The organism is Mucilaginibacter myungsuensis (assembly GCF_015222005.1).
Classification (GTDB): domain Bacteria; phylum Bacteroidota; class Bacteroidia; order Sphingobacteriales; family Sphingobacteriaceae; genus Mucilaginibacter; species Mucilaginibacter myungsuensis.
This window is the reverse complement of sequence record NZ_JADFFL010000002.1, coordinates 205552-226747: the sequence shown is the minus strand read 5'-3', so window position 1 is coordinate 226747 and position 21196 is coordinate 205552. Positions and strand designations below refer to the sequence as shown.

Annotated in this window: 18 protein-coding genes; 4 read left to right on the top strand and 14 right to left on the bottom strand. The window is 48.2% G+C overall.

Annotation, left to right across the window (positions count from 1 at the left end; translation table 11 throughout):
* Positions 1-28 precede the first annotated feature (28 nt).
* Together IRJ16_RS04845 and hpt are read right to left on the bottom strand one after the other, a co-directional pair.
* A complete protein-coding gene (locus tag IRJ16_RS04845; protein ID WP_194110405.1) occupies positions 29-1378 on the bottom strand; it encodes an MFS transporter in 1350 nt (449 codons plus the stop codon).
* Between the two features lie 224 nt (positions 1379-1602).
* Complete coding sequence (hpt, locus tag IRJ16_RS04840; RefSeq protein ID WP_194110404.1) at positions 1603-2139, bottom strand: hypoxanthine phosphoribosyltransferase; 537 nt, start codon at positions 2137-2139, stop codon at positions 1603-1605.
* 73 nt (positions 2140-2212) lie between these two features.
* On the opposite strand from hpt, the gene IRJ16_RS04835 reads away from it, so the two are divergent.
* Both IRJ16_RS04835 and def read left to right on the top strand, forming a co-directional pair.
* Complete coding sequence (locus tag IRJ16_RS04835; RefSeq protein ID WP_194110403.1) at positions 2213-3445, top strand: M16 family metallopeptidase; 1233 nt, start codon at positions 2213-2215, stop codon at positions 3443-3445.
* 249 nt (positions 3446-3694) lie between these two features.
* On the top strand, positions 3695-4267 hold the full coding sequence (def, locus tag IRJ16_RS04830) for a peptide deformylase (protein ID WP_194110402.1): 573 nt from the start codon (positions 3695-3697) through the stop codon (positions 4265-4267).
* A 147-nt stretch (positions 4268-4414) separates the two neighbouring features.
* On the opposite strand, the gene IRJ16_RS04825 is transcribed toward def, so the two are convergent.
* The 3 genes from IRJ16_RS04825 to IRJ16_RS04815 form a co-directional block, all read right to left on the bottom strand.
* Positions 4415-5047 carry a peptidase associated/transthyretin-like domain-containing protein gene (locus IRJ16_RS04825; protein ID WP_194110401.1) on the bottom strand — a complete coding sequence of 211 codons (633 nt, stop codon included), beginning with the start codon at positions 5045-5047 and terminating at the stop codon, positions 4415-4417.
* A 105-nt stretch (positions 5048-5152) separates the two neighbouring features.
* Entirely contained in the window at positions 5153-5431 is a 279-nt protein-coding gene (locus tag IRJ16_RS04820) for a NifU family protein (RefSeq protein ID WP_194110400.1), read from the bottom strand.
* Positions 5432-5467: 36 nt separating this feature from the next.
* The gene (locus IRJ16_RS04815; RefSeq protein ID WP_194110399.1) at positions 5468-6547 is read right to left on the bottom strand and encodes an Mrp/NBP35 family ATP-binding protein; all 1080 of its coding nucleotides are present in this window, start codon (positions 6545-6547) and stop codon (positions 5468-5470) included.
* A 128-nt stretch (positions 6548-6675) separates the two neighbouring features.
* On the opposite strand from IRJ16_RS04815, the gene IRJ16_RS04810 reads away from it, so the two are divergent.
* Positions 6676-8871 (top strand): transglycosylase domain-containing protein, encoded by a 2196-nt coding sequence (locus tag IRJ16_RS04810; RefSeq protein ID WP_194110398.1) that lies wholly within the window; start codon positions 6676-6678, stop codon positions 8869-8871.
* A gap of 34 nt (positions 8872-8905) precedes the next feature.
* On the opposite strand, the gene pdxA is transcribed toward IRJ16_RS04810, so the two are convergent.
* A complete protein-coding gene (gene pdxA / locus IRJ16_RS04805; protein WP_194110396.1) occupies positions 8906-9958 on the bottom strand; it encodes a 4-hydroxythreonine-4-phosphate dehydrogenase PdxA in 1053 nt (350 codons plus the stop codon).
* Between the two features lie 206 nt (positions 9959-10164).
* Here pdxA and rsmA point away from each other — a divergent pair, with 206 nt between their 5' ends.
* Positions 10165-10944, top strand: a complete 780-nt coding sequence (gene rsmA / locus IRJ16_RS04800; protein WP_194110395.1) for a 16S rRNA (adenine(1518)-N(6)/adenine(1519)-N(6))-dimethyltransferase RsmA — start codon at positions 10165-10167, stop codon at positions 10942-10944.
* Between the two features lie 269 nt (positions 10945-11213).
* Here the strand turns inward: rsmA and IRJ16_RS04795 are convergent, their stop codons facing one another.
* The 8 genes from IRJ16_RS04795 to IRJ16_RS04760 all read right to left on the bottom strand — a co-directional run bounded on the left by IRJ16_RS04795 (position 11214) and on the right by IRJ16_RS04760 (position 21044).
* Positions 11214-12401: a class I SAM-dependent rRNA methyltransferase gene (locus tag IRJ16_RS04795; protein WP_194110394.1), complete on the bottom strand. Its 1188-nt coding sequence runs from the start codon at positions 12399-12401 to the stop codon at positions 11214-11216.
* A 240-nt stretch (positions 12402-12641) separates the two neighbouring features.
* A complete protein-coding gene (locus IRJ16_RS04790) occupies positions 12642-13499 on the bottom strand; it encodes an N-acetylglucosamine kinase (protein WP_194110393.1) in 858 nt (285 codons plus the stop codon).
* On the bottom strand, positions 13496-13876 hold the full coding sequence (locus tag IRJ16_RS04785; protein WP_194110391.1) for a response regulator: 381 nt from the start codon (positions 13874-13876) through the stop codon (positions 13496-13498). Before IRJ16_RS04785 ends, IRJ16_RS04790 begins: the two co-directional genes overlap by 4 nt.
* Positions 13877-13936: 60 nt before the next feature.
* The gene (locus IRJ16_RS04780; protein ID WP_194110390.1) at positions 13937-15253 is read right to left on the bottom strand and encodes a TolC family protein; all 1317 of its coding nucleotides are present in this window, start codon (positions 15251-15253) and stop codon (positions 13937-13939) included.
* A 5-nt stretch (positions 15254-15258) separates the two neighbouring features.
* Positions 15259-18402 (bottom strand): efflux RND transporter permease subunit, encoded by a 3144-nt coding sequence (locus IRJ16_RS04775; RefSeq protein ID WP_194110389.1) that lies wholly within the window; start codon positions 18400-18402, stop codon positions 15259-15261.
* 12 nt (positions 18403-18414) lie between these two features.
* Positions 18415-19533: an efflux RND transporter periplasmic adaptor subunit gene (locus IRJ16_RS04770; protein WP_194110388.1), complete on the bottom strand. Its 1119-nt coding sequence runs from the start codon at positions 19531-19533 to the stop codon at positions 18415-18417.
* Positions 19534-19551: 18 nt separating this feature from the next.
* On the bottom strand, positions 19552-20016 hold the full coding sequence (locus tag IRJ16_RS04765; RefSeq protein WP_194110387.1) for a MarR family winged helix-turn-helix transcriptional regulator: 465 nt from the start codon (positions 20014-20016) through the stop codon (positions 19552-19554).
* A gap of 377 nt (positions 20017-20393) precedes the next feature.
* Positions 20394-21044 carry an MBL fold metallo-hydrolase gene (locus IRJ16_RS04760; RefSeq protein WP_194110386.1) on the bottom strand — a complete coding sequence of 217 codons (651 nt, stop codon included), beginning with the start codon at positions 21042-21044 and terminating at the stop codon, positions 20394-20396.
* Between the last annotated feature and the right edge of the window lie 152 nt (positions 21045-21196).

The following is a 21196-nucleotide window of genomic DNA, read 5'->3' as shown; positions in this document are numbered from 1 at the left end:
TTTGGCGAGGCTCCAAGGTATGTACCTGCTATTTTCCCTGCTCTTTCGGTTCTTTGAACCTGGTGAACACCAATAGCGCTACCACGCATAACATAAATCCGCAAATGCCGTTCATGCGAAGGCCGTAGTCGTTGCCGGGGTCTTTACCGTAAATGGTGAGGAACGCGAAGAGGGCAATACCTAAGGACTGTCCCAGCTTAACAAACAAATATTTCACCGCAAAGAACATCCCTTCACTGTTCTCTCCGGTCTCTTCAGCATCGCGTTCGGCTATCTCGGCCAGTATGGCGTTAGGCAGGATCCCCAAAGCCGCCAGCGGACAAGCCGCCGCCACGCCCATGGCATATAGCTGCACTTTAGGGGCAAAAGGTAATTCGCCCAAAAAGTATATGGCCACAAAGATCAAACTCAGCAACGCGAAAGAGAATATCACCAGTGGTTTCTTCCCGAACTTTTTAGATAGATAGATCACTGCAGGGTAGAACAGTAATGAAGTACCTACCATTACGCCCATCATTACGCCGCCTTGTGTGGCGGGCAGATCCAGCAGTACGGTCACAAAGTACATCAACCCGCTTGAGATGATGCTGAGCGCCATATAGAACGAGAAATCGGATATCAGGTAATACTTAAAATTAGGATTGCTGAATGTTTTACGGATGGCTGGCAACAAGGGCAGGTGGGTAGGCTTATCGTTCGAGTATTTGCGCTCGTCGATAGCCAACACCGGGATCAGCATCATAATACCGGCGAATACGCATAGCGCCCAAATGGTGTATTGCACGGCCTCTTCGGCGCCAATAAAACCTAACTTATTTTGCAGGGCCTTGGCATAATTGTTCACCAGGCCGGCAATGATCATCCCGAGAATAAAACCGACCTGTTGGTATGACGACAGCTTTACTTTCTCGGCAGATGTATCGGTCAGCGTAGGTAACAGCGCATTGTATGGGATAATGTAAGTGGTCAGGCTCATAAAAAAGAGCATCAAACCAATGGTGAGCGCGTAGGCATTATACATACTCTCGCCTTTAACCACAGGGAAAAACACCAAACAGCAAAAGAACACCGATGGCAGGATAGCCCACTTCATAAATGGGATGCGCCTGCCACCCGGGTTTGTGCTTTTATCGCTAACAGAGGCAATAAAGGGGTCGAACACGGCATCAACAACCCGGCCCGCTGCGGCTATCACCGGCAGTAGATTTAGCACACCTAACAGCATGATCTGCGGTAGCAACGGCACCAACCCCGCGTTCGATGGCGGCAGGTAAAAGTAGGGCAACATCACAATGATAATATTGGTCATGATGCTCCAACCTATCATGCCGCTGGCATAGGCTATCTGTTTTCCGAAAGGGAGTTTAAGGGCCGGCATTACCGCAAAATGCAAATATTATATGAATTTTGAATGAAAGGGTGCCGTTAAGTTACAGCGGAAAGGAAAAACAGTTTTAGAAAACGAAAGGCCGGGTTACATGGCGGGCTTCAGTCCCGCTATCCACTCCAAAGCCTCGCCATACCAAGTGCTTTATCCCACCCACGCTTCGGGTTTTCCGTTCCTATCGGGTTTAGACTGAATGGTCGGTGGAGGTGGGTAGCTTAAGCTTTCCTATAAATATCCAGCAGGTTACGGCCCTGCTCTTTATAATCAAGCCCGTAGCCAAGCACAAACTCGTTAGCGATATGGAAGCCTACGTATTCCAGCTCCTCGACCGATATCTCCATCGACTCGGGCTTTAATAGCAGCGAGCAAACTTTAATAGAGGCCGGCTTTCGCAGGTACAATTTCTCCACCAGGTAATTAAGGGTGTTGCCGCTGTCAACAATATCTTCAATGATGATCACATCGCGGTCTTTGATCTCCACTACCAGGTCAATATCCTCGCGGATCTTACCGCTGCTGGCGGTGCCGCCGTAGTAGGATGCCAGTTTGGTAAAAGTAACCTCGCAAGGTACGGTGATCTGTTTAACCAGATCGGCTATGAAAAGGAAGCTGCCATTGAGTACGCCAATAAAGATGGGGCTTTTGCCGGCGTAATCTTCGTTAAGATGTTCGGCAATTTCGGTAATACGTTTCTGGATAACTTCCTGACTGATCAGCTTTTCAAACTCAAGATCGGCAACCTTAATTTTCATGCAACTAAAGTAGGAATTTATCCCTTAATGGAGTAAAATTTTATCGTATAGATAACAGTATCTTTACCGCCGCATGTTAGACTATCAGGTACATACCTTGCCCAACGGCATCAAGCTGTTATTTAAACATTCCCCATCCGCCATTACCCATTGCTGCATGATGGTGAACGCCGGCGCACGCGACGAAAAGCCCGGCAAGGACGGATTAGCTCATTTTATAGAGCACCTGCTGTTTAAAGAGACCGAACGCCGCAGCACCACCCAGATCCTGAACCATCTGGAACTGGTAGGCGCCGATCTGAACGCTTATACCACCAAAGAGTACACCTGCCTGCATGCCTCGCTGTTAAAGCAACATTTAAGCAAAGCGGTAGACCTTTTTGAGGATCTGATCTTTCACTCCACCTTCCCGCAGGATGAACTGGAGAAAGAACGCGGTGTGATACTGGATGAGATAGCCTCGTACCTTGATCAGCCCGAAGAGGCCATACAGGATGACTTTGAGGGGCTGCTATTTAAAGGTCATGCATTCGGCAATAATATCTTGGGCGCGCCCGAATCGGTTAATGCTTTAAGCAAGGATGATATCGACGACTTCATTGCCACTAATTACAACACGCACCAAATGGTGTTCGGCGTATTTGGCGATCACGACTTTAACGCCGTCATCAAAATGTTCAGCAAGTATTTTGAGGGAGTAAAAGCGAACGAACAACCGAAGAACAGGATAGCCCCTGTAACCATCCAGGGCGCCGAGTTGTCTTTAAAACGACCGATATCGCAAACACACTGCGTGATCGGCAATAGGGCTTACCCATCTAACCACCCCGAAAAATACGGCCTGCTTTTGCTGAACAACCTGTTAGGCGGCATGGGCATGAGCAGCCGTCTGAATCTGGAGATCCGCGAGAAACATGGCATCGCTTATACCATCGATTCCAGCTATACTTCTTTCACCGATACGGGTCTGTTCAGCATTTATTTTGGAACCGATGCCGAGAAAGCGGCCAAAGCCCTGCGCCTGACGCATAAGGAACTAAAAAAACTACGCGATAAACCACTCGGTACTTTGCAGTTGCATCAAGCCAAACAAAAATTTACCGGGCAAATAGCCCTGGCCGAAGAGAACCGCCTAAGCCTCATCCTGTCCATGTGCAAAAGCCTGATGGATTTTGACCGGGTGGATTCTTTAGAGGAAGTATTTGGCAAAGTGAACGCCGTAACGGCAGAACAACTATTACAGATCAGTAACGAGGTGTTTGACCCGGCGGCCATGTGTACGCTGATGTTCGAGCCTGAGGAGTAAAAGACCCGCGATCCTCAGCCACTTACAATTGCGAGGAGCGGCTGGAAAGGTGTGTGGTAGGGGCGACGAAGCGATCTTATAGGCAGGTCCGCGTTGTTCGCCCTCTGAGATCGCTGCGCTACGCTCCAACAACAAACTTTTAATAGTCTTTTTTGTCATCCATCGTGACAAGGGAAAATGATATAGTTTATTACATAGGCTCAACATCCCCCTTTTGTCGCAACAAATAAAAACCTGTATTTTTGCATCATGAAATTACCTATTGTAGCATACGGAGACCCGGTATTACGCAAGAAAGCCATCAATATATCGCCCGAAGAGAACCCGAACATCAAAGCATTTGTGGAGGACATGTTCGAGACGATGTACAACGCCCGTGGTGTTGGATTGGCTGCCCCGCAGGTCGGTCATGCTACACGCTTGTTCGTGGTGGATTGTTCGCCTTTTGCGGATGACGAGCCCGAACTGGCCGATTTTAAAAAGGTATTCATTAACGCCTGCATCGAAGAAGAGACCGGCGAAGAGTGGGGCTTTAACGAAGGCTGCCTGAGCATCCCCGATATCCGCGAGGATGTTTACCGCAAACCGGTTATCCGCATGTCCTACTACGACGAGAACTGGAAACACCACGAAGAGACCTTTAAGGGTTTAGCCGCCCGCGTGATCCAGCACGAATATGACCACATAGAGGGTAAATTATTCACCGATAAACTAAGTCCGTTGCGCAAGCGAATGATCGAGAAAAAACTGAACGATATCTCGCGCGGAATGGTTAGCGTGGATTATAAAATGAAATTCCCGGCAGTTAAGAAAGGGAGGTAAGTCGGAAGTCTTAAGTTCTAAGTCAGAAGTCCTAAGGGAGGGTCAAAGTCTAAAAAGACTTTGACCCTCCCTTAGGACTTTGCTATTTGCATAAACCGCGAATTGAAGATGACTTAAGACCCAAAACTTAGAACTTCAGACTTAAACCTATTTCCCTCTGCTCTTATCTCCCTGGATGATATTATTGATCAGTGTTCCCCAGGCTATCGGATTCAACAGCGGATTAGGCATCAGCGATTGTTGATTCATGATGTTGCGATGCTGGTTCTGCGCGTAGGCAGATTGTATCTCGTGTGCATCGCGGGCCAATACTTTTGATAGTTCGGCCAGTGAGCCTTTGCTCAGGTTCTTGCGGGCTATCTCCAGGTCATCGTCGGCCACCTTCATCGTTAAAAAGTCCTTCCTGAACTCCTCTGTAGTAGCCCATGGGAACACGTGAAAAGTAGGCAGGTTGATGATCTGCGACTTCATTAAAACTTTAAGTGTATGGCTTTTAGTAGGTATCTCTTTGGGTAGCACCACCACCTGGGGCGTGTAACCTACGCAAGTAAAGCGGAGCGAATCGCCCTCGTGCACAACGAAAGAGAAATAGCCTTTGTAGTTGGCTACGTTAGCTTGGTTATTGTTAGAAAGGTTGGTGACGGTCACATAAGGCACGATCACATCGGTACTATCCGCATTGACCACCACCCCTGTCAACTGTATCAACGGCCTATCAGCCTGCTGCGCGAACGCGGCGGCCGAAAAGATCATCAATAAAAAAGTGTACAGATACCTCATAGTCATAAATTAGCCCTTTGATTTGCCGGATAGGTTTAACGGATAGCAAATATAAATTATTGCAACAAAGCCGATGCCAATTTAACAATTCTTAACAGTGTGGTATTACCTCAGGTTCTCGGGCAATACGGCGTTAGGGTCGTCAATATCGGTCAGGTTGATGGCTTCAACGCCTTTAATACCAGGTACGGCTTTCATAATAGCCTGCTCAATGCCGGCTTTCAGCGTCATGATGCTCATCGGGCAAGATCCGCACGAGCCAAGCAACTTTAATCTAACCACGTTATCCGGAGTGATCTCTTCAACAGCCACGTTCCCACCATCTGCCTCTAAATAAGGGCGGATACTATCCAACGCCGACTCTACCTGTGCTATTAAACTCATGGTTATATAATTATGTATAAAGGTATTAATAATTTTTTAGATCGCTGCTACTACCTTAGCGTTCGCTTTTGCATTGGCAATGGCCACTTGTTGCGCAACCCGCTCAGCGATATTACTAAAGGCATCAGCCATTACACCGCCTTGCAGTACTACCGGCTCGCCGGCATCACCGCTTTCGCTGATGCTTTTTACCAGAGGTATCTCGCCTAAAAATGGCGAACCGATCTGGGCTGCTAACTTTTTACCACCATCCTGACCGAAAATGTAATACTTATTCTCGGGCAATTCGGCCGGGGTAAAGTAAGCCATATTCTCGATCACACCTAAGATCGGCACATTAATAGCATCCATCATGAACATGCCTACGCCTTTTCTTGCGTCGGCCAAAGCCACGTTCTGCGGAGTGGTCACGATAACCGCGCCTGTTACCGGGAAGCTTTGTGTTACTGTGATATGGATATCGCCGGTGCCCGGTGGCAGGTCGACTATTAGATAATCCAGCTCGCCCCAATCGGCATCGTTAAATAGCTGTTTTACGGCTGTCGATACCATTGGTCCGCGCCATGGTACCGGCTGGTTAGGGTCGGTAAAGAAACCTATCGATAGTAATTTGATACCATATTTCTCGATCGGTTCGATACGGGTCTTGCCGTCAACCTTGCCGGCTTGCGGGCGTGCCCCCTCTAAACCGAACATGATCGGTACCGATGGTCCGTAAATATCCGCATCGATCAAACCTACTTGTGCGCCACTTTTCGCTAAAGCCAGTGCAAGGTTAGCCGCTACGGTAGATTTACCTACGCCACCTTTACCCGATGCTACCGCGATAATATTCTTAACGCCCGGCACACCGGTGTTTTTTTGCGTGGTCACGCGCGATGTCATATTGATATCCACCTTAATATCCTTGCTGATAAAATGCGCTATGGCGTTGCGGCAGGCATTTTCTATCATGGCCTTTAATGGGCATGCCGGGGTGGTCAATATCACCGAAAAGCTAAGGCTATCGCCTTCTATATGGATGTCCTGTATCATATTCAGGGTCACCAGGTCTTTCTTCAGATCCGGCTCCTCTACATTGCCCAGGGCTTGTAATACTCGTTCTTTTGTAAACATCACGTTAGTTAAGATAGGCCAAATTTACGAAAACAGAGCCGCTTTGCTTTTTGTTACTTGAAATAATTGCCCGATAACTTGCGTTTTGTATCGGTACATATTTAATTAGCTTTGACAAAATTTACCTGATGCAACGCCTTAACCCCAAATACATCCGTATTGCCCTTATAGCCGTTTCCATTCTGATCGTGGTGTTACTGATAGGCGGTTTCGTGGCCTATTCTAAGCGCGAGGTGATGTTGCAAAAAGTTATCGCCAAAGTTAAGGCTAAAGCTAAGAAGGATCATAATTTAGATGTAAAAATAGAAGGCGAGCATTTCACGGGTCTCGCTACCGTTGCTTTTGATGCCATTACCATCGTTCCGCAGGGTCGTGATAGCCTGCTTAAGATCAATAACTTTGTAGTGGGCGTTAAATTATTCCCGCTGATATTTGGCAATGTAAAACTGGCCGAGGTAGACATGCAGGACGGTTGGCTGAACCTGACCGACCTTAAAGGCGTTAAAAACTTTGATTTCCTATTCCGCAAAAAGAAAGACTCTACTGCCACTAAAAGCAAGGTGGATCTTGGCGAAGTGGCCGATAATCTGATCAAACAAGTGCTATATAAGATTCCGGATAACCTGGATATGAAAAGCTTTAGGACGATCTACACCAATGATTCAAGCAAGGTGACCATTGGCGTGACCGCACTGATCAAAGACGGTAGACTGACCTCTAACATTAAAGTAAACAACAGCGATACCATTTGGCATTTTGCGGGGACGATGCACCCCTCGGATAAGAATATAGACATTAGTCTGTTTGCTGATAAGGGCAAGATCACGCTGCCATTCGTTGAGAAAAGATTTAAAGCCCGGGTAAGTTTCGATACCATCACCACCAAACTGAACAAGGTTGACAACGGCGGCGGCGAGACCAAGATCTATAGCACGCTATCAGCCCGTAATTTAGTAGTGAACCATGCGGCTTTGTCTACTACTGATATTGTGATCCCGAGCGGGGCTATCGAGGCCAATATCTTTGTCGGCCCTAATTATGTATCGGTAGATAGTTCGTCGGTTATCCGGTTGAAGAACATGACGGCCAACCCGTATATCAAGTACACCCTTAATCCCGTCAAAATTTATGAGATGAAGGTGAACACCGGCTGGCAGAACGCACAAGATCTTTTCGACTGCTTCCCGGGTGGTACCTTCGAGACCTTGCAAGGCATCAAGGTAGTCGGCAAACTGAATTACAAACTGAACTTTTATCTTGATGCATCCAACCCTAAAGATGTTCAGTTCGATTCACGTTTGGATAAGGATGGCTTTAAGGTAGTTGGTTACGGAAAGACCGACTTTAGCCGCTTGAATAAACCATTTATTTACATCCCTTACGAGAAGGGCAAACCCATGCCGGCAAGGGATATCAGTCCGAAGAACCCTAATTACACCCCGATAGACCAGATCGCGCCCGACCTGCGCAACGCGGTGCTGACCGCAGAAGACCCGACATTTTATCGCCATAACGGCTTTGTGGAAGAAGCTTTCCGTAAGTCACTGGCGACCGATTATATCGAAAAGAAATTTAAACGGGGCGGAAGTACCATATCTATGCAGCTGGTAAAGAACGCTTTCCTGAGTCGCAATAAGACCATATCGCGAAAGATGGAGGAGATGCTGATCGTATGGCTGTTAGAGAATAACCGCATCATGACCAAAAGCCGTATGTTGGAGGTTTATTTCAACATTATTGAATGGGGGCGTAACGTGTATGGGATAGGCGAGGCATCGCGCTATTATTTTGGAAAAACACCTGCCGAGTTGAGTTTGGGCGAAAGTATCTATTTGGCCAGTATAGTTCCTAAACCAAAGTCAGGATTGTATGCATTCCTGCCCGATGGTTCATTAAATCCGCGCTTAGGCTATTACTTTAACCTGATCGGTAACCTGATGGAAGGTCACGGATTGACCGCGCATCGCGATAGCAGTTATTACGGCATGTATTCGGTGCAGTTGAAGGAGAGTTTGCGCCGCCAGATCCATCCGGATGATAGTGCCAACGTTGGCCGTTTGTTAAGACCGGGCACCGATGATGAGGACGATGATGAAGGGCCTGTCCTGATCAACCCGGCAGCGCCCCCGCAACAGGATGCCGAGCCGGAAAAAAAGCCGGGGCTGTTTAAACGGATATTAAGCGTTTTCAAAAAAGACACGACCGATGACCCGAAGGTGGACACCGCCGGCAAAACACCCAAGCAGATCCGCCAGGAAAAACGCGAGTTGAAACGTTTACAAAAAGAACGCGAAAAAGCTTTAAAAGAAAAGGGGCAGCTGTAATAGCAACCCCTTTTATATTTTAAGGCGATAGAGGTTAGTCCCTGTCCCTGCTTAACTTAGAGAATTGCAGCGGGTTCTCGTTCAATACCGCATTTTCCCTGCGATTCTTAACAATGTGTATGGCCGAGAACAAAGCCTCACGGAATGATGCCTCAGAAGCCTCATTTTTCCCTGCAATGTCATAGGCAGTACCGTGATCCGGCGATGTACGTACAAAACTTAACCCGGCGGTGAAGTTAACACCCGACTCAAATGCTACTTGTTTAAACGGGATCAGCCCCTGATCGTGATACATGGCCAACACCGCATCAAACTTGGTGTAAGCACCGTTAGCAAAGAAACCGTCGGCTGGGTACGGACCCATCGCCAGGATACCTAAAGCGCGGGCTTCTTCAATTGCCGGGGTGATGATGTGTTGCTCCTCTTCGCCGATCAGGCCGTTATCGCCGGCGTGTGGGTTCAAGCCCAATACGGCTACCTTAGGTTTGCGTATCCAAAAGTCGTTCTTCAGGCTGGCGGCCATCAGTTTTATCTTGGCTAATATCTTTTCGGTAGTAATGGCTTGCGATATTTGCGAAACCGGGATGTGACCTGTTACCACGCCAACACGCATCTTTTCGCTCACTAAAAACATCAGCGAGTTAGCCGCGCCATCGCGCTCTTGTAAATATTCGGTATGGCCGGGGAATTTAAAATCCTCGTTCTGGATGTTCTCTTTGTTAATAGGTGCGGTAACCAGAGCATCGATCTGCCCGGCAAGCAGATCGCTTGTGGCGCGTTCTAACGAAAGGAAAGCGTATTTGCCGCCCACCTCGTTATTTTGGCCGGGTTCTATCTTTACTTCTTCTTCCCAGCAATTGATCACGTTGGCCTTGCGCGGGGCGGCATCAGCAGCCGAGTCGGTTACGTTAAAATTAAAGTCATGTGCGCCCACGCCACGTTTGTAGAACGATATTACTTTGGCTTGCGCGTAAATGATCGGCGTACAGTAATTGAGTATAGCTGCGTCGGACAAAGTTTTGATCACTATCTCCGGACCGATGCCGTTAATATCACCGATACTTATCCCTACTTTAATTTTTTCCATGGCGTTATGAGCTGAAAGCGTAAGGCTGAAAGCATAAAGCTGATCTGCCCGACTTTTGTTTTCTTAAGCATAAGCCTCCGCAATGCAAAGGCTACAATTATGCAAAGCTAAAACTTTAGATGGTTTTTCATCGTCAAGTATCAGCCGATAAAAACCTTTCGCCTTTCACCTCTTACCTTTCACCTTAAAAGGCTTACTTTTGCACCATGTCATTGGTCAGCGCAAAAAAACACTTAGGTCAGCATTTTTTGACGGATAAAAATATCGCGTCGAAGATAGTGGACAGCCTTAAGTATCAGGGCAGATACACTACCGTGTTAGAAGTTGGACCCGGCATGGGTGTTTTGTCCGATTTTCTGCTGCAAAAAGAAGGGCTGAATACACACCTGATCGATATCGACACCGAATCGTACCATTTCCTTAAAAAAAAATATCCCCAATTAGGCGACCGACTGATCAATGATGATTTTTTGGAGATGGACTTTGATAAGGTATCGACAGAGCCGTTCGGCATCATAGGCAACTTCCCGTACAATATATCCTCCCAAATACTTTTTAAAGTACTGGACAATCGCGACAGGGTGGTAGAGGTGGTCGGCATGTTCCAAAAAGAAGTGGCCGAACGTTGCGCCGTAAAGCCGGGCAGTAAAGAGTACGGCATTCTGAGCGTTTTCTTACAGGCCTATTATCAAGTAGAATATCTGTTCACCGTTAAGGCCGGGGTATTTAATCCACCGCCTAAGGTGTTGTCGGCAGTGATCCGCCTCACCCGTAACGAGACCAAAGCTTTGGATTGCGACGAGAAATTATTTTGGCAGGTAGTAAAGGCTGGGTTTAATCAGCGCCGTAAAACATTGCGCAACGCGGTATCATCCCTCATCAACAAAGAAAAAATGACTGACGAGCCTATGCTGGACTTGCGTGCCGAGCGCTTAAGTGTGGCCGATTTTGTAGTGTTGACGAATAAGATATCGGCAGCGAGATAGTTCGATAACGATGTCGTGGTGGGCCTGTCGAACCATTGGCTGCAATGCATTTCGGATATACTTGGTGGCAAACCTGCCGCGCGCCCTTCGGCAAGCTCGATCCTGAGGAACGAAGGACCTTCACCATTAAGCATATCGTGCTTGCACGGCCGCATCGCACTGTAGCGAAGGTACTTCGTTACTTAGGATGACAAACTTTTTTACGCTTTTTGCCAAGTTGATGGTCGTCCTCCTCCGAAGAGGTGGATCAGATGATCTATGTCAATTATTTAATACACCCGGCACAACAAACCCTTCAAATATTCCCCCTCCGGGAATGATGACCTTAGCGGGTGATCCTCAGGCTGGCAAAATTGATTGATGAATTGAACTTGCTTACCTGCGTCTAAAGCGGCCCAGGCCAACACTTGTTTAAACGTTTCCAGATCCATGGCGCCCGAGCAGGAGAAGGTGGCTAATAAACCGCCCTCGTTCAGCAAGAGCATGCCTAAGCGGTTGAGGTCTTTATAAGCGCGTGATGCCCTGTCCAATGCCGAGCGTGACGGTGCGTATTTTGGGGGATCCAATACGATCACATCAAACTTCTGCCCTTCGTCGCGGAATTTCCGTAGTTGATTATTTACGTCCGACTTAACTGATGCTTGTTTGGCCGCATCTAAATTATTAAGGGTGATGTTTTGAGCAAGGGTCTCTATCGCCAGGGCTGAACTATCTACACTGGTCACCGATGCGGCACCATGTTTTAAGCTGTTCAGCGTAAAGCCGCCGGTATAGCAAAAACAATCCAACACCGACTTGCCTTTTACGTAGCCGGCCAATATCCTACGGTTGTCGCGTTGGTCGCAATAGAAGCCTGATTTTTGGCCTTCGGCAATGTTAATGCCATAGGTGATGCCGTTCTCTTTTACATGCACCAACTCCGGTGGTGGCGAGCCGGCCAATACACCGAACGATTCGCCCAAACCCTCGTGTGCGCGGGATGAGGTGTCACTTTTATCAAAGATACCTTTGGGGGTCAGTTGTTTTTTTAACTCATCGATGATGACCGGCATTACGGATTCGATGCCAGAGGTAAGTACCTGTACCGAAAGGTAGTCGGCGTATTTATCTACGATCAATCCCGGCAGGTAATCAGCCTCGCTGAAGATCAGGCGGCAAGTATCGGTATCACCACTCGACAACAACTCCGCGCGACTTTTAACAGCCTGGGCAATACGGGCACGGAACCAATTATCGTCGGTAGGGTTCTCTTCGTTCCATTCCAGCAACCTCACCGCTACGCGCGACTGATCGTTGTAAAATCCGTAAGCCAGGAAAGCGCCTTTAGCATCTATCAAACGGATCACCTCGCCGTTGGCGGGTTTGCCTTTTACTTTTTCGATAGCGCCCGAAAATACCCAGGGGTGGCGTTGCAGTACAGCTTTCTCTTTACCTTTTTTTAGAATTACCTCGATCATGGGTGCAAAGGTAGGGTTTTACGGGGATATGGTTTATGGATCCCCGAAAGTAGCCTACCCCGCCAGATTCCTCACCAAAATAAATTTCAGTAACTCGTGGATGGGTTTTTTGTCGTCGCAGGGTCTCTCGCGAGAGGACCCTGCGCAAGCTTGCAAGGTCTTGATATTTGCATGATTGACCTGCTAACCTCCCAGGGTCCTCTCGCGAGAGACCTTGCGGTGACAGTTTTAAAAAGCTGTTTACACTGCCAGATTCCTCACTAAAATAAATTTCAGTAACTCGTGAATGGGTTTGGGGATGATCTTACCTACCTGGATATGGTGGGTAGCACAATGGGCTTTTAGCTCGTCGGCAAAGTGGTAGGCGATGGAGCCTACAAAGTGGCATTTGTAACGACGGTATTCGGGGTAGCTTTTAATATTGGTCTCTATAAACTCGGTGAACGAGTTGCTCAATACTTGCTGCGCGTATTCCGTCTCGCGGATCTTGCTTAAAAAGCGGGTGAATGATGCCAGGTAAGCATTACCACCGGCCTGCATATACACCTTGCTGATCACGGTCTCTTTATCCAGTTGATAAGCATCGCCGAACTGTTTGGCTATATCGGCCGGCATATTGCCGTAAAGGTAGTCGGTCACTAAAGATTTGCCAAGCCAGGTGCCTGCACCTTCGTCGCCCAGTACAAAGCCAAGGCCGTGTTTGCCTTCGGCGACCTCTTCGCCATCAAAAAAGGAGATGTTAGAACCTGTGCCCAGGATACAGCAAATGCCTTTCTCGTGGCCGCAAGTGGCGTAAGCACAACCCAAAAGGTCACTATCTACACTAATGTATGCTTTTGGAAAGACCGAGCTGAGGGCATTAGAAACCACCTCGTGCCTGTCCGGACTGGAGCAACCGGCGCCGAAGAAATAGATCTCGGTCACCTTGTGTGCCACATCAAGCAAGCCTTGAAGCTGATCCTGCAGCTTTTTGATAATTTCTTTTTCGGTTAAAAAGTAGGGGTTAAGGCCATCTGTACTGTAGGCCGAAGGTTCGCCGCCGGGGTTATCCAGCAGCCAGTCGGTCTTTGATGAACCACTATCGGCAACTAATATCATGCACTAAGCTCTTCCAACATTTTGTGGGTAAGCGGCTTGTGGATAAATTGGGTAACGTACTTGTTCTCTGACGAGCGTTTAAGATCGGTAGGATCAAGCGACGACGACAGCATGAAAAGCTTGGCGCGTTTCACGTCCTCGTCCAATTTATCGTACTCCTGCAAAAATTCAAAGCCACTCATCATCGGCATCCTGATGTCTAAAAAGATCACATCGGGCTTAACCGAACCATCCCTAAGGGATTCGATAGCTTCGGCAGGGGATTGCCGCACAATAATTTCTTCGGCAAAGTTCCCGCTTTCCAATATCCTGCGCGTGACAAAATTATCTATATAATTGTCATCGATCAGCAAACATATTTTGTAGGGAACTGCCATAAATTTTTATGATCCTCAAAAATAGTATTTTACGGAAAAAAAAAATATTTGTTCGACAATTTATTCGATATTGATGCTGTTGGTGATCTGCTTTAAGGTAATTTCTGCCAGTTTGCTCTGATATTCGGCCGAAAAAAAGGTAGATGTGGCCGTCAGATAGTTCCGTTGCGCCTCTCTTACTTCTAAAGGGGTTATGTTCCCAAGCTTATACTTATCCAAAGTGATCTCCAGATTACGTTTGGCTAAGGCCACATTAGCATCGCCGATCTTGATCAGTTGCAAACCCGCCAGATAACTCATGAACAGGTCGCTGATCTGGGCTTCCACATCCAACCGCACCTGCTTGGCGCTGATGCCGGCATTATCTATTTGGATCTTGGCATTGCGCTCGCGTCGCCATTGGTTAAAACCGTCAAAGATGTTTACCGATGCCGTTAGCCCGTAGTTAAACCCGTGGGCGTTCTGTGTACGGGTGAAACCTGCCGGGGTTGCGCTGTTGGTCCAGGTGTAGCCCGTACCGACGCTGAGTACGGGATAGCGGGTAGACCTGATCTGTTTCAGCGATATATCCGCTACACGCTTATTGATCTCGGCTGATAGGATGGCCGGGTTTTGCGTTTGGGCATTGTTTATCACATCGGCCAGTTTCAGTTTATCATCCACAATAATGGTATCAGCGACAGAAAAATCACTCTGCAGATCGCGGATCAACAACTGGTTCAGGCGTATCTTGGTGCTTCTGTATTGTTGTTCTAAGGTGATCAGCGCGGCAGTGTCCGTGTTCAGGTTAACCTGGGCGTTCAATAATTCCAGCTTTGCTGCACGACCAACGGTAAATTTATCATTGGCGATACGTACCTGCGTACGCGATATTTCTATCACACCCTTTTGGGCACGCAGCTGCGCGTTCTGATTGATCAGATTGTAATAGGTGGCTATCACATCGGCCATGGTGCTTTGGATGGTGTCCCGCAGCCTAAGATCGCTCAGTTGATTCTGTTGTTTCAGCAGGTCATAATTGGCAAACATGGCCAGGCCGTCAAATATGGTCCAATTCAAACTGGGGCCGTAGCTGTTATTGCTGTTACGGATGCCGTTAAGGTTGTTCACCGTACCATCCGACCGGGTCTGTTGTACGGTTTGCCGGCTGGCATTGGTGGTCAAGTCGCCGGTCACTTGGGGCAGCATGCCTGCATTACCTATCGTTACATTATTTTTGGCAATGGTGTTATTGTTTTGCGCCAGGCGTATGTTATAGTTGTTCTTTAAAGCTATCTCTACCGCCTCTTTCAGCGTTAGGCGCGGCGCGTTCTGTGCCAGGCCCATCTGTGATACAGCAAGCAAGGCTAACAAGCAAACTATCTTAATATGTTTCATGTCTCTCACAGATTTTCTATCAGTTTAGGTTGCTTAGGGTTCAGTCTGCGTGGTTTTTCGATCGTTCCAGTCTCGTCCTCTTCATCCGGATCGTGGCGCTCCTTGGCGGCGATCATTTGGTAGATCATCGGGATGATGTACAGGGTCAGTATCAACGAGAACAACATCCCGCCGATGATCACGATACCCAGCGACACCCGGCTTTTTGCACCAGCGCCCAAGGCCAATGCGATCGGTACCGAACCCAGTACCACCGCCAAACTGGTCATCAAGATCGGTCGCAGGCGGGCTGTTGCGGCCTCTATAATAGCCTCGGCTTTACTAACACCATGCTCCATGCGTTGATTAGCGAACTCTACGATCAGGATACCATTCTTAGTTACCAAACCTACCAATGTGATCATACCGATCTCGCTAAAGATATTCAGCGTTTGGTTGAACAACCACAACGATAGGAACGCCCCTGCGATAGCCAAAGGCACGGTCATCATTACAATGAAAGGGTCGATAAAGCTCTCGAACTGCGCCGCCAATACCAAGTAGATGAGCAACAGCGCGAAAGCGAAGGCGAATAATATATTAGATGATGACTCTGAATAATCCCGCGATGGGCCGCTCAGGTCCGAACTAAACGTCGGGTCCAACTTTTCTTTGGCGATGCGCTGCATTTCGGCAATGCCATCGCCCATGCTGTAACCCGGCGCTAATCCGGCCTGTACCGTGGCTGATTTAAAACGGTTAAAGTGGAATATCGATGGCGGGATAGCATCTTCGGAAACCTTCACCACGTTATCCAGCTGTACCAGATTGCCACGTGAGCCACGCACGTAAACCGATTTAAGATCCAGCGGCTGATCGCGGTTAGCCCTATCTACCTGGGCCACCACCTGGTATTGTTTACCGTTGATGATAAAGTAATCTACCCGACCGGCACTATAATACAATTGCAGGGTAGATGCAATATCAGCAACCGAAATGCCAAGGTCTCGCGCACGGTCGCGGTCGGTAATTACCGTAAGCTCGGGTTTAGTAAATTTCAGGTTGACATCGGGCGTCATAAACACGGGGCTTTTTTGCACTTCGGCCATAAACTCGGGTAGGATCTTGCGGATCTTCTCGAAGTTTTGATTTTGCAGCACGAACTGTATCGGTAACGATGTACGTGCGCCGCTACCCCCACCGCTGATGGTTTGCTCTTGCACCACAATAGCCCGCCCGTCGTTAAATTTTTGCAGGTTTTTGGTCAGATAAGCCGCTATCTCTGCTTGAGTGCGGGTACGCTCGCCCGGCTCGGTCAGGCCGATACGGCCAAAACCGCTATTCACCGCACCGGCGCCACCGCGCCCTGCGGCTGTGATGGAGATATTGATACGCTTTTCGGGGATAGAGTCCTCGATCAGTTGCGATACTTTATCCATGTATTTGGCCGTGTACTCGTAAGATGATCCTTCGGGCGCTGTAACCTGGTAACGTAACATGCTGCGGTCATCCAGCGGGGCTAATTCCGACGGGATCACTTTCACTAATATATACGCGCCGATCAAACAAACGCCAATGATCGGCCACGATGTCCATCGCCATTTCATGGCAGCTACCAGCGTCTCGGTATAAGCCGCCGTCATTCGTTGGAAGAATGGCTCGGTACGCTCGTAAAATTTAGATTTCTTTTGGTCCTTGCGGATCAATTTAACGTTTAGCATCGGCGTAAGCGACAACGACACAAAAGCCGATATCAACACCGCCCCCGCGACGACGACCGCGAACTCGCGGAACAACCGACCCGTAAAACCCTGTAAGAAAATGATGGGCAAGAACACAGCTGCCAACGTAACCGAGGTAGAAACCACCGCGAAAAAGATCTCTGCCGAGCCTTCAAAGGCAGCCTTGCGGATGTCCATACCTTGCTCTACTTTTTTGTAGATATTCTCCGTCACAACGATACCATCATCCACCACCAAACCCGTCGCGAGGACGATAGCCAACAGCGTAAGGATGTTGATAGAGAACCCAAAGATGTACATCAAAAAGAACGCACCGATCAGCGATACCGGGATATCGATTAACGGGCGGAACGCAATGAGCCAGTCCCTGAAGAACAGGTAAATGATGATCACCACCAGGATAAACGATATCAGCAATGTCTCCTCAACCTCTTTGATGGATTGGTTGATGAAACGGGTATTATCCAGCGCCACGTCAACGGAAATATCTTCGGGCAGGTCTTTCTTGATCTCTTCCAGACGCTTGTAAAAATCCTTAGCGATCTGCACATAATTGGCACCCGGCTGCGGAACGATAGCCAGGCCCACCATCGGTATGCCTGATTCTTTCAGCGATGTTTGCTCGTTAGCCGAGCCTAAAACCGCATAACCCACATCACTAAAGTGTATCACCTTATTGCTATCGGCACGGATGATCAGATCATTAAAATCTTTTACAGTATGCAATTTACCCAAGGCACGCACGGCCAGCTCGGTATTGTTACCTTCTATCTTACCGGCCGGTAGCTCCACATTCTCCTTGGCTAAAGCATCGCGGATGTCGGTAGCGGCTAAACCCAACGAGGTTAGCTTATTAGGGTCTATCCAAAGGCGCATGGCGTATTGGCGCTGGCCTTGGATGTTGATAGCTGATACACCGGGGATGGTTTGCAAACCTTCCTGCAAAACGTTCTCGGCATAATCGTTCACCTGGTTAATGTTACGGGTGTTACTGCTCACGGTAACGGTCAGGATCTGCTCGGCGCTGGCATCGGCCTTGGTCACTACCGGCGGGGCGTCAATATCCTGCGGTAACTGGCGCTGGGCTTGTGATACCTTGTCGCGCACGTCGTTAGCAGCGGTCTCCAGATCGGCATCAAGGTCAAACTCCACAGTGATGTTGCTGCTACCTACCGAACTGGTGGACGAGATATTACGGATACCCTGCACGCCGTTAATGGCTTTCTCTAAAGGCTCGGTGATCTGCGACTCGATAACGTCGGAGTTGGCACCGGCGTAGCTACAGCTTACTGATATTATGGGCGGATCTACCGAGGGGAAATCGCGGATACCCAAAAACGAGTAGCCGATAACCCCGAAGACCACAATGACGACGGAGAGTACCGTTGCAAGTACCGGCCGTTTTATACTGACTGAGGATAAACTCATAATTGCTGATACTTACTTTTTGTTTTTTCCTTTAACTACTACCGGCACCTTAGCCCGCATTTGGATAATGGCCGATACGATCAAACTGTCGCCGGGTTTTAACCCCTCGGTGATCTGGATCTTGGTATCGGTACGCAGGTCTGTCTTTACCGGTGTCGGCGTAGCCAAGCCATTCTTAACCAAATAAACAATACTGCTTTTCAGATCTGGCACCACTACTTCGGTCGGTACCATAATGGTCTTAGGGATCTGATCTAAAGTCAGGTTGATCTTGGCAAAGCTGCCGGCGGTCAGTTCGTTCTTAGGGTTCGGTGCTTCGGCACGGATCACCGCGCTGCGGGATGCTGCATCAATAGCCGGCTCGATAGCGTAAACCGTTGCCGGGTATTGCTTGCCCGATGCTGCTACCGTAAAGGTGATCTTGCTGCCCGGTTTGATCAGCGACAGATAACGCTCCGGAACAGAGAAGGTAACTTTGGCAGGATCCATATTTACCAGCGTAGCTATCGAAGTTTGAGGCGACAAATAACCACCCGGACTAACATTCCTCAACCCGATCACGCCCGAAAATGGTGCACGGATCTCGGTACGGGCCACCTGGGCTTTTATTAGGTCGGCTTGTGCTTTTAAGGTGTTCACGCCGGTTTGAGATGTCTCGTATTCTTCCAAACTGATGGCTTCTTTCTCGTACAGGGCCTTGTTGCGGGTCTCTACCTGTTTAGCCAACTTGGCCTGATAGGTGAGTTGCTGTGCCGATGCCAGCAGATCCTGATCGTACACTTTTACCAATAGCTGGCCTTTGCTTACACGCTGGCCCTCTTTAAAGTATATAGCGGTGATATTACCCGCTGTCTGACTGGTCAGGTTAACGCGTTCGTTAGCGTCGATAGTTCCGGTCACATCGATATTGTTGATCACCGTGGTGTCCTTCACGATCATCACCTTAACGCTTACAGGGCCGCCTTTTTTACCGGCCCCGCCCTTGCCGCCTTTGGCTTCTTTACCGCCACCAGCGCCACCGCCGTCTTTACCGCCGGCCGCCTCTTTGGAGTTGCCACCCCATATTTTGTTGAACACCAGGTAGCCCACCACCAGGGCAATAATGATATATACGATATATCTTAGTTTCATATATTTATTTGATCAGGTCTATTTATTAAAGTTCAGGTCAAGGTCCATTTCTTTGGTCGCATAGGGTTTCAGGTTCTCTTCCATTTGGTGCAGCACTTTGTAAAAGATCTCCATTTCCTTCGGCGATATATCCGTTGCTACGGTATCGTTCATCTCGTTAAATTTGGCCATGATATCCGGCACGGCTTTTACGGCTTTAGGGGTAGTGCGCAAAAGATGCTGGCGTCGGTCGGCGGGGTTTACCTCCCGGTACACATAACCTTTATCGGTCAGATAGTCGATAATACCTACAATGGCCGATTTATCCATACCCAATTTTTCGCCAAGGGCTTTTTGGGTCAGCTTACCGTTTTCGGCATGGATGAGCGACATTACGTAGTAATACCGGTTGATCCCCAAATGCGCCAACCGCCCCGACAATACGTTGAGGTAAATTTTAGCCAAATGAATGAGCTTGCGCGAAATAGGTTCAATAATTTCCATGGATAGATCGGACAGTAAATATAACAACGCCAACATCTTAAATAGTTTGATGTATCAACTATTTTACGGGCATACTGACGAAGCGGTCAGGGGGGGATGGCGATCTTGGCAAGATCCCGTGGAGGGTTATCGTGTGGACACATTTTTTTTGCCCTTTAAGGGCTACCTGTTTGTAGGAGGAACCTGAATAAATAATTATTGGGCCGTAGGCGCTACCCTCCTACGCTATTCAGATCGGACATGCAATCGGAATAAGGTAGCCTCTACAAGGGATTTTCAAGCTGGTTTTACACGGCTACAAACAGGTAGTCCCGCTGGGACATAGAAATTTGCATCATTTAAAAAGATGTGTCCACACCCCATCCGATCATAGCCTTTTACACTTCTACCGTATGCCCAAGCACCATAGAGTCGTGAAAGACGATACCCAGCCTGTCAAAGTGCTTTTTATAAGCGGCATACCGCTGTTTTAAAAAGAAGGGTTTGGCAAAACCATCGTGCACGGGCAATACCTGTTTGGCGGCCAGCGCGTCGGCAAATTTAGCCACGGTCGGCTCGTTAGTAAAAGGTGCCATTATGGGCAGCAACACCAGCTCGATTCCCTGGTATTTTAATAATTCAGCAGCTAATGAATCTACCGGATGCAATACCTTACCGTCGATCACCAGTGCCGCCATCTCGGGTAGCGGATTATCCATGATCAACTCATGTTGCGCCGCGAACGACTCGATAACGAAGGGTCCTACCTTATTTGGGATAAACTCAGCTTGTAAACCCGCCTTTGCCATTTCATTGATGACCTGCTGTACGGTGTACACAGGGGCGCCGCTTAGTTCCATGATCTTTGGCAGTTGCTCCATGTCAAAATGGTCGGGGTGGATATGGGTGATAATAATAGCATCCACGTCGCCAAATTCATCAGGCCCTATGAAACCCTCGGCAAAGCTGATGTTGCCCGGATCGATCAGCAGTTTAAAGCCGTCATTTTCAAAAACAAGGCAGGAATGGAGGTATTTAGATATCTTCATAATTGAATTTCGACACTAATTTAAGAGTAGCACTAATTTGTTCGAATTAAAACGAATTTGGGATCAGTACGGGTTGTTATTGAACACCAGTTGGTGAAATTCGTTTTAATTGTGGTCAGTCCAAAGGCATTAGTGTCATTATAACTTTAGTT

Excerpts from the sequence above, each read along its gene's own strand:
- IRJ16_RS04845 (WP_194110405.1), bottom strand. The coding sequence starts at position 1,378 with ATGCCGGCCCTTAAACTCCCTTTCGGAAAACAGATAGCCTATGCCAGC.
- hpt (WP_194110404.1), bottom strand. The coding sequence starts at position 2,139 with ATGAAAATTAAGGTTGCCGATCTTGAGTTTGAAAAGCTGATCAGTCAG.
- IRJ16_RS04835 (WP_194110403.1), top strand. The coding sequence starts at position 2,213 with ATGTTAGACTATCAGGTACATACCTTGCCCAACGGCATCAAGCTGTTA.
- def (WP_194110402.1), top strand. The coding sequence starts at position 3,695 with ATGAAATTACCTATTGTAGCATACGGAGACCCGGTATTACGCAAGAAA.
- IRJ16_RS04825 (WP_194110401.1), bottom strand. The coding sequence starts at position 5,047 with ATGAGGTATCTGTACACTTTTTTATTGATGATCTTTTCGGCCGCCGCG.
- IRJ16_RS04820 (WP_194110400.1), bottom strand. The coding sequence starts at position 5,431 with ATGAGTTTAATAGCACAGGTAGAGTCGGCGTTGGATAGTATCCGCCCT.
- IRJ16_RS04815 (WP_194110399.1), bottom strand. The coding sequence starts at position 6,547 with ATGTTTACAAAAGAACGAGTATTACAAGCCCTGGGCAATGTAGAGGAG.
- IRJ16_RS04810 (WP_194110398.1), top strand. The coding sequence starts at position 6,676 with ATGCAACGCCTTAACCCCAAATACATCCGTATTGCCCTTATAGCCGTT.
- pdxA (WP_194110396.1), bottom strand. The coding sequence starts at position 9,958 with ATGGAAAAAATTAAAGTAGGGATAAGTATCGGTGATATTAACGGCATC.
- rsmA (WP_194110395.1), top strand. The coding sequence starts at position 10,165 with ATGTCATTGGTCAGCGCAAAAAAACACTTAGGTCAGCATTTTTTGACG.
- IRJ16_RS04795 (WP_194110394.1), bottom strand. The coding sequence starts at position 12,401 with ATGATCGAGGTAATTCTAAAAAAAGGTAAAGAGAAAGCTGTACTGCAA.
- IRJ16_RS04790 (WP_194110393.1), bottom strand. The coding sequence starts at position 13,499 with ATGATATTAGTTGCCGATAGTGGTTCATCAAAGACCGACTGGCTGCTG.
- IRJ16_RS04785 (WP_194110391.1), bottom strand. The coding sequence starts at position 13,876 with ATGGCAGTTCCCTACAAAATATGTTTGCTGATCGATGACAATTATATA.
- IRJ16_RS04780 (WP_194110390.1), bottom strand. The coding sequence starts at position 15,253 with ATGAAACATATTAAGATAGTTTGCTTGTTAGCCTTGCTTGCTGTATCA.
- IRJ16_RS04775 (WP_194110389.1), bottom strand. The coding sequence starts at position 18,402 with ATGAGTTTATCCTCAGTCAGTATAAAACGGCCGGTACTTGCAACGGTA.
- IRJ16_RS04770 (WP_194110388.1), bottom strand. The coding sequence starts at position 19,533 with ATGAAACTAAGATATATCGTATATATCATTATTGCCCTGGTGGTGGGC.
- IRJ16_RS04765 (WP_194110387.1), bottom strand. The coding sequence starts at position 20,016 with ATGGAAATTATTGAACCTATTTCGCGCAAGCTCATTCATTTGGCTAAA.
- IRJ16_RS04760 (WP_194110386.1), bottom strand. The coding sequence starts at position 21,044 with ATGAAGATATCTAAATACCTCCATTCCTGCCTTGTTTTTGAAAATGAC.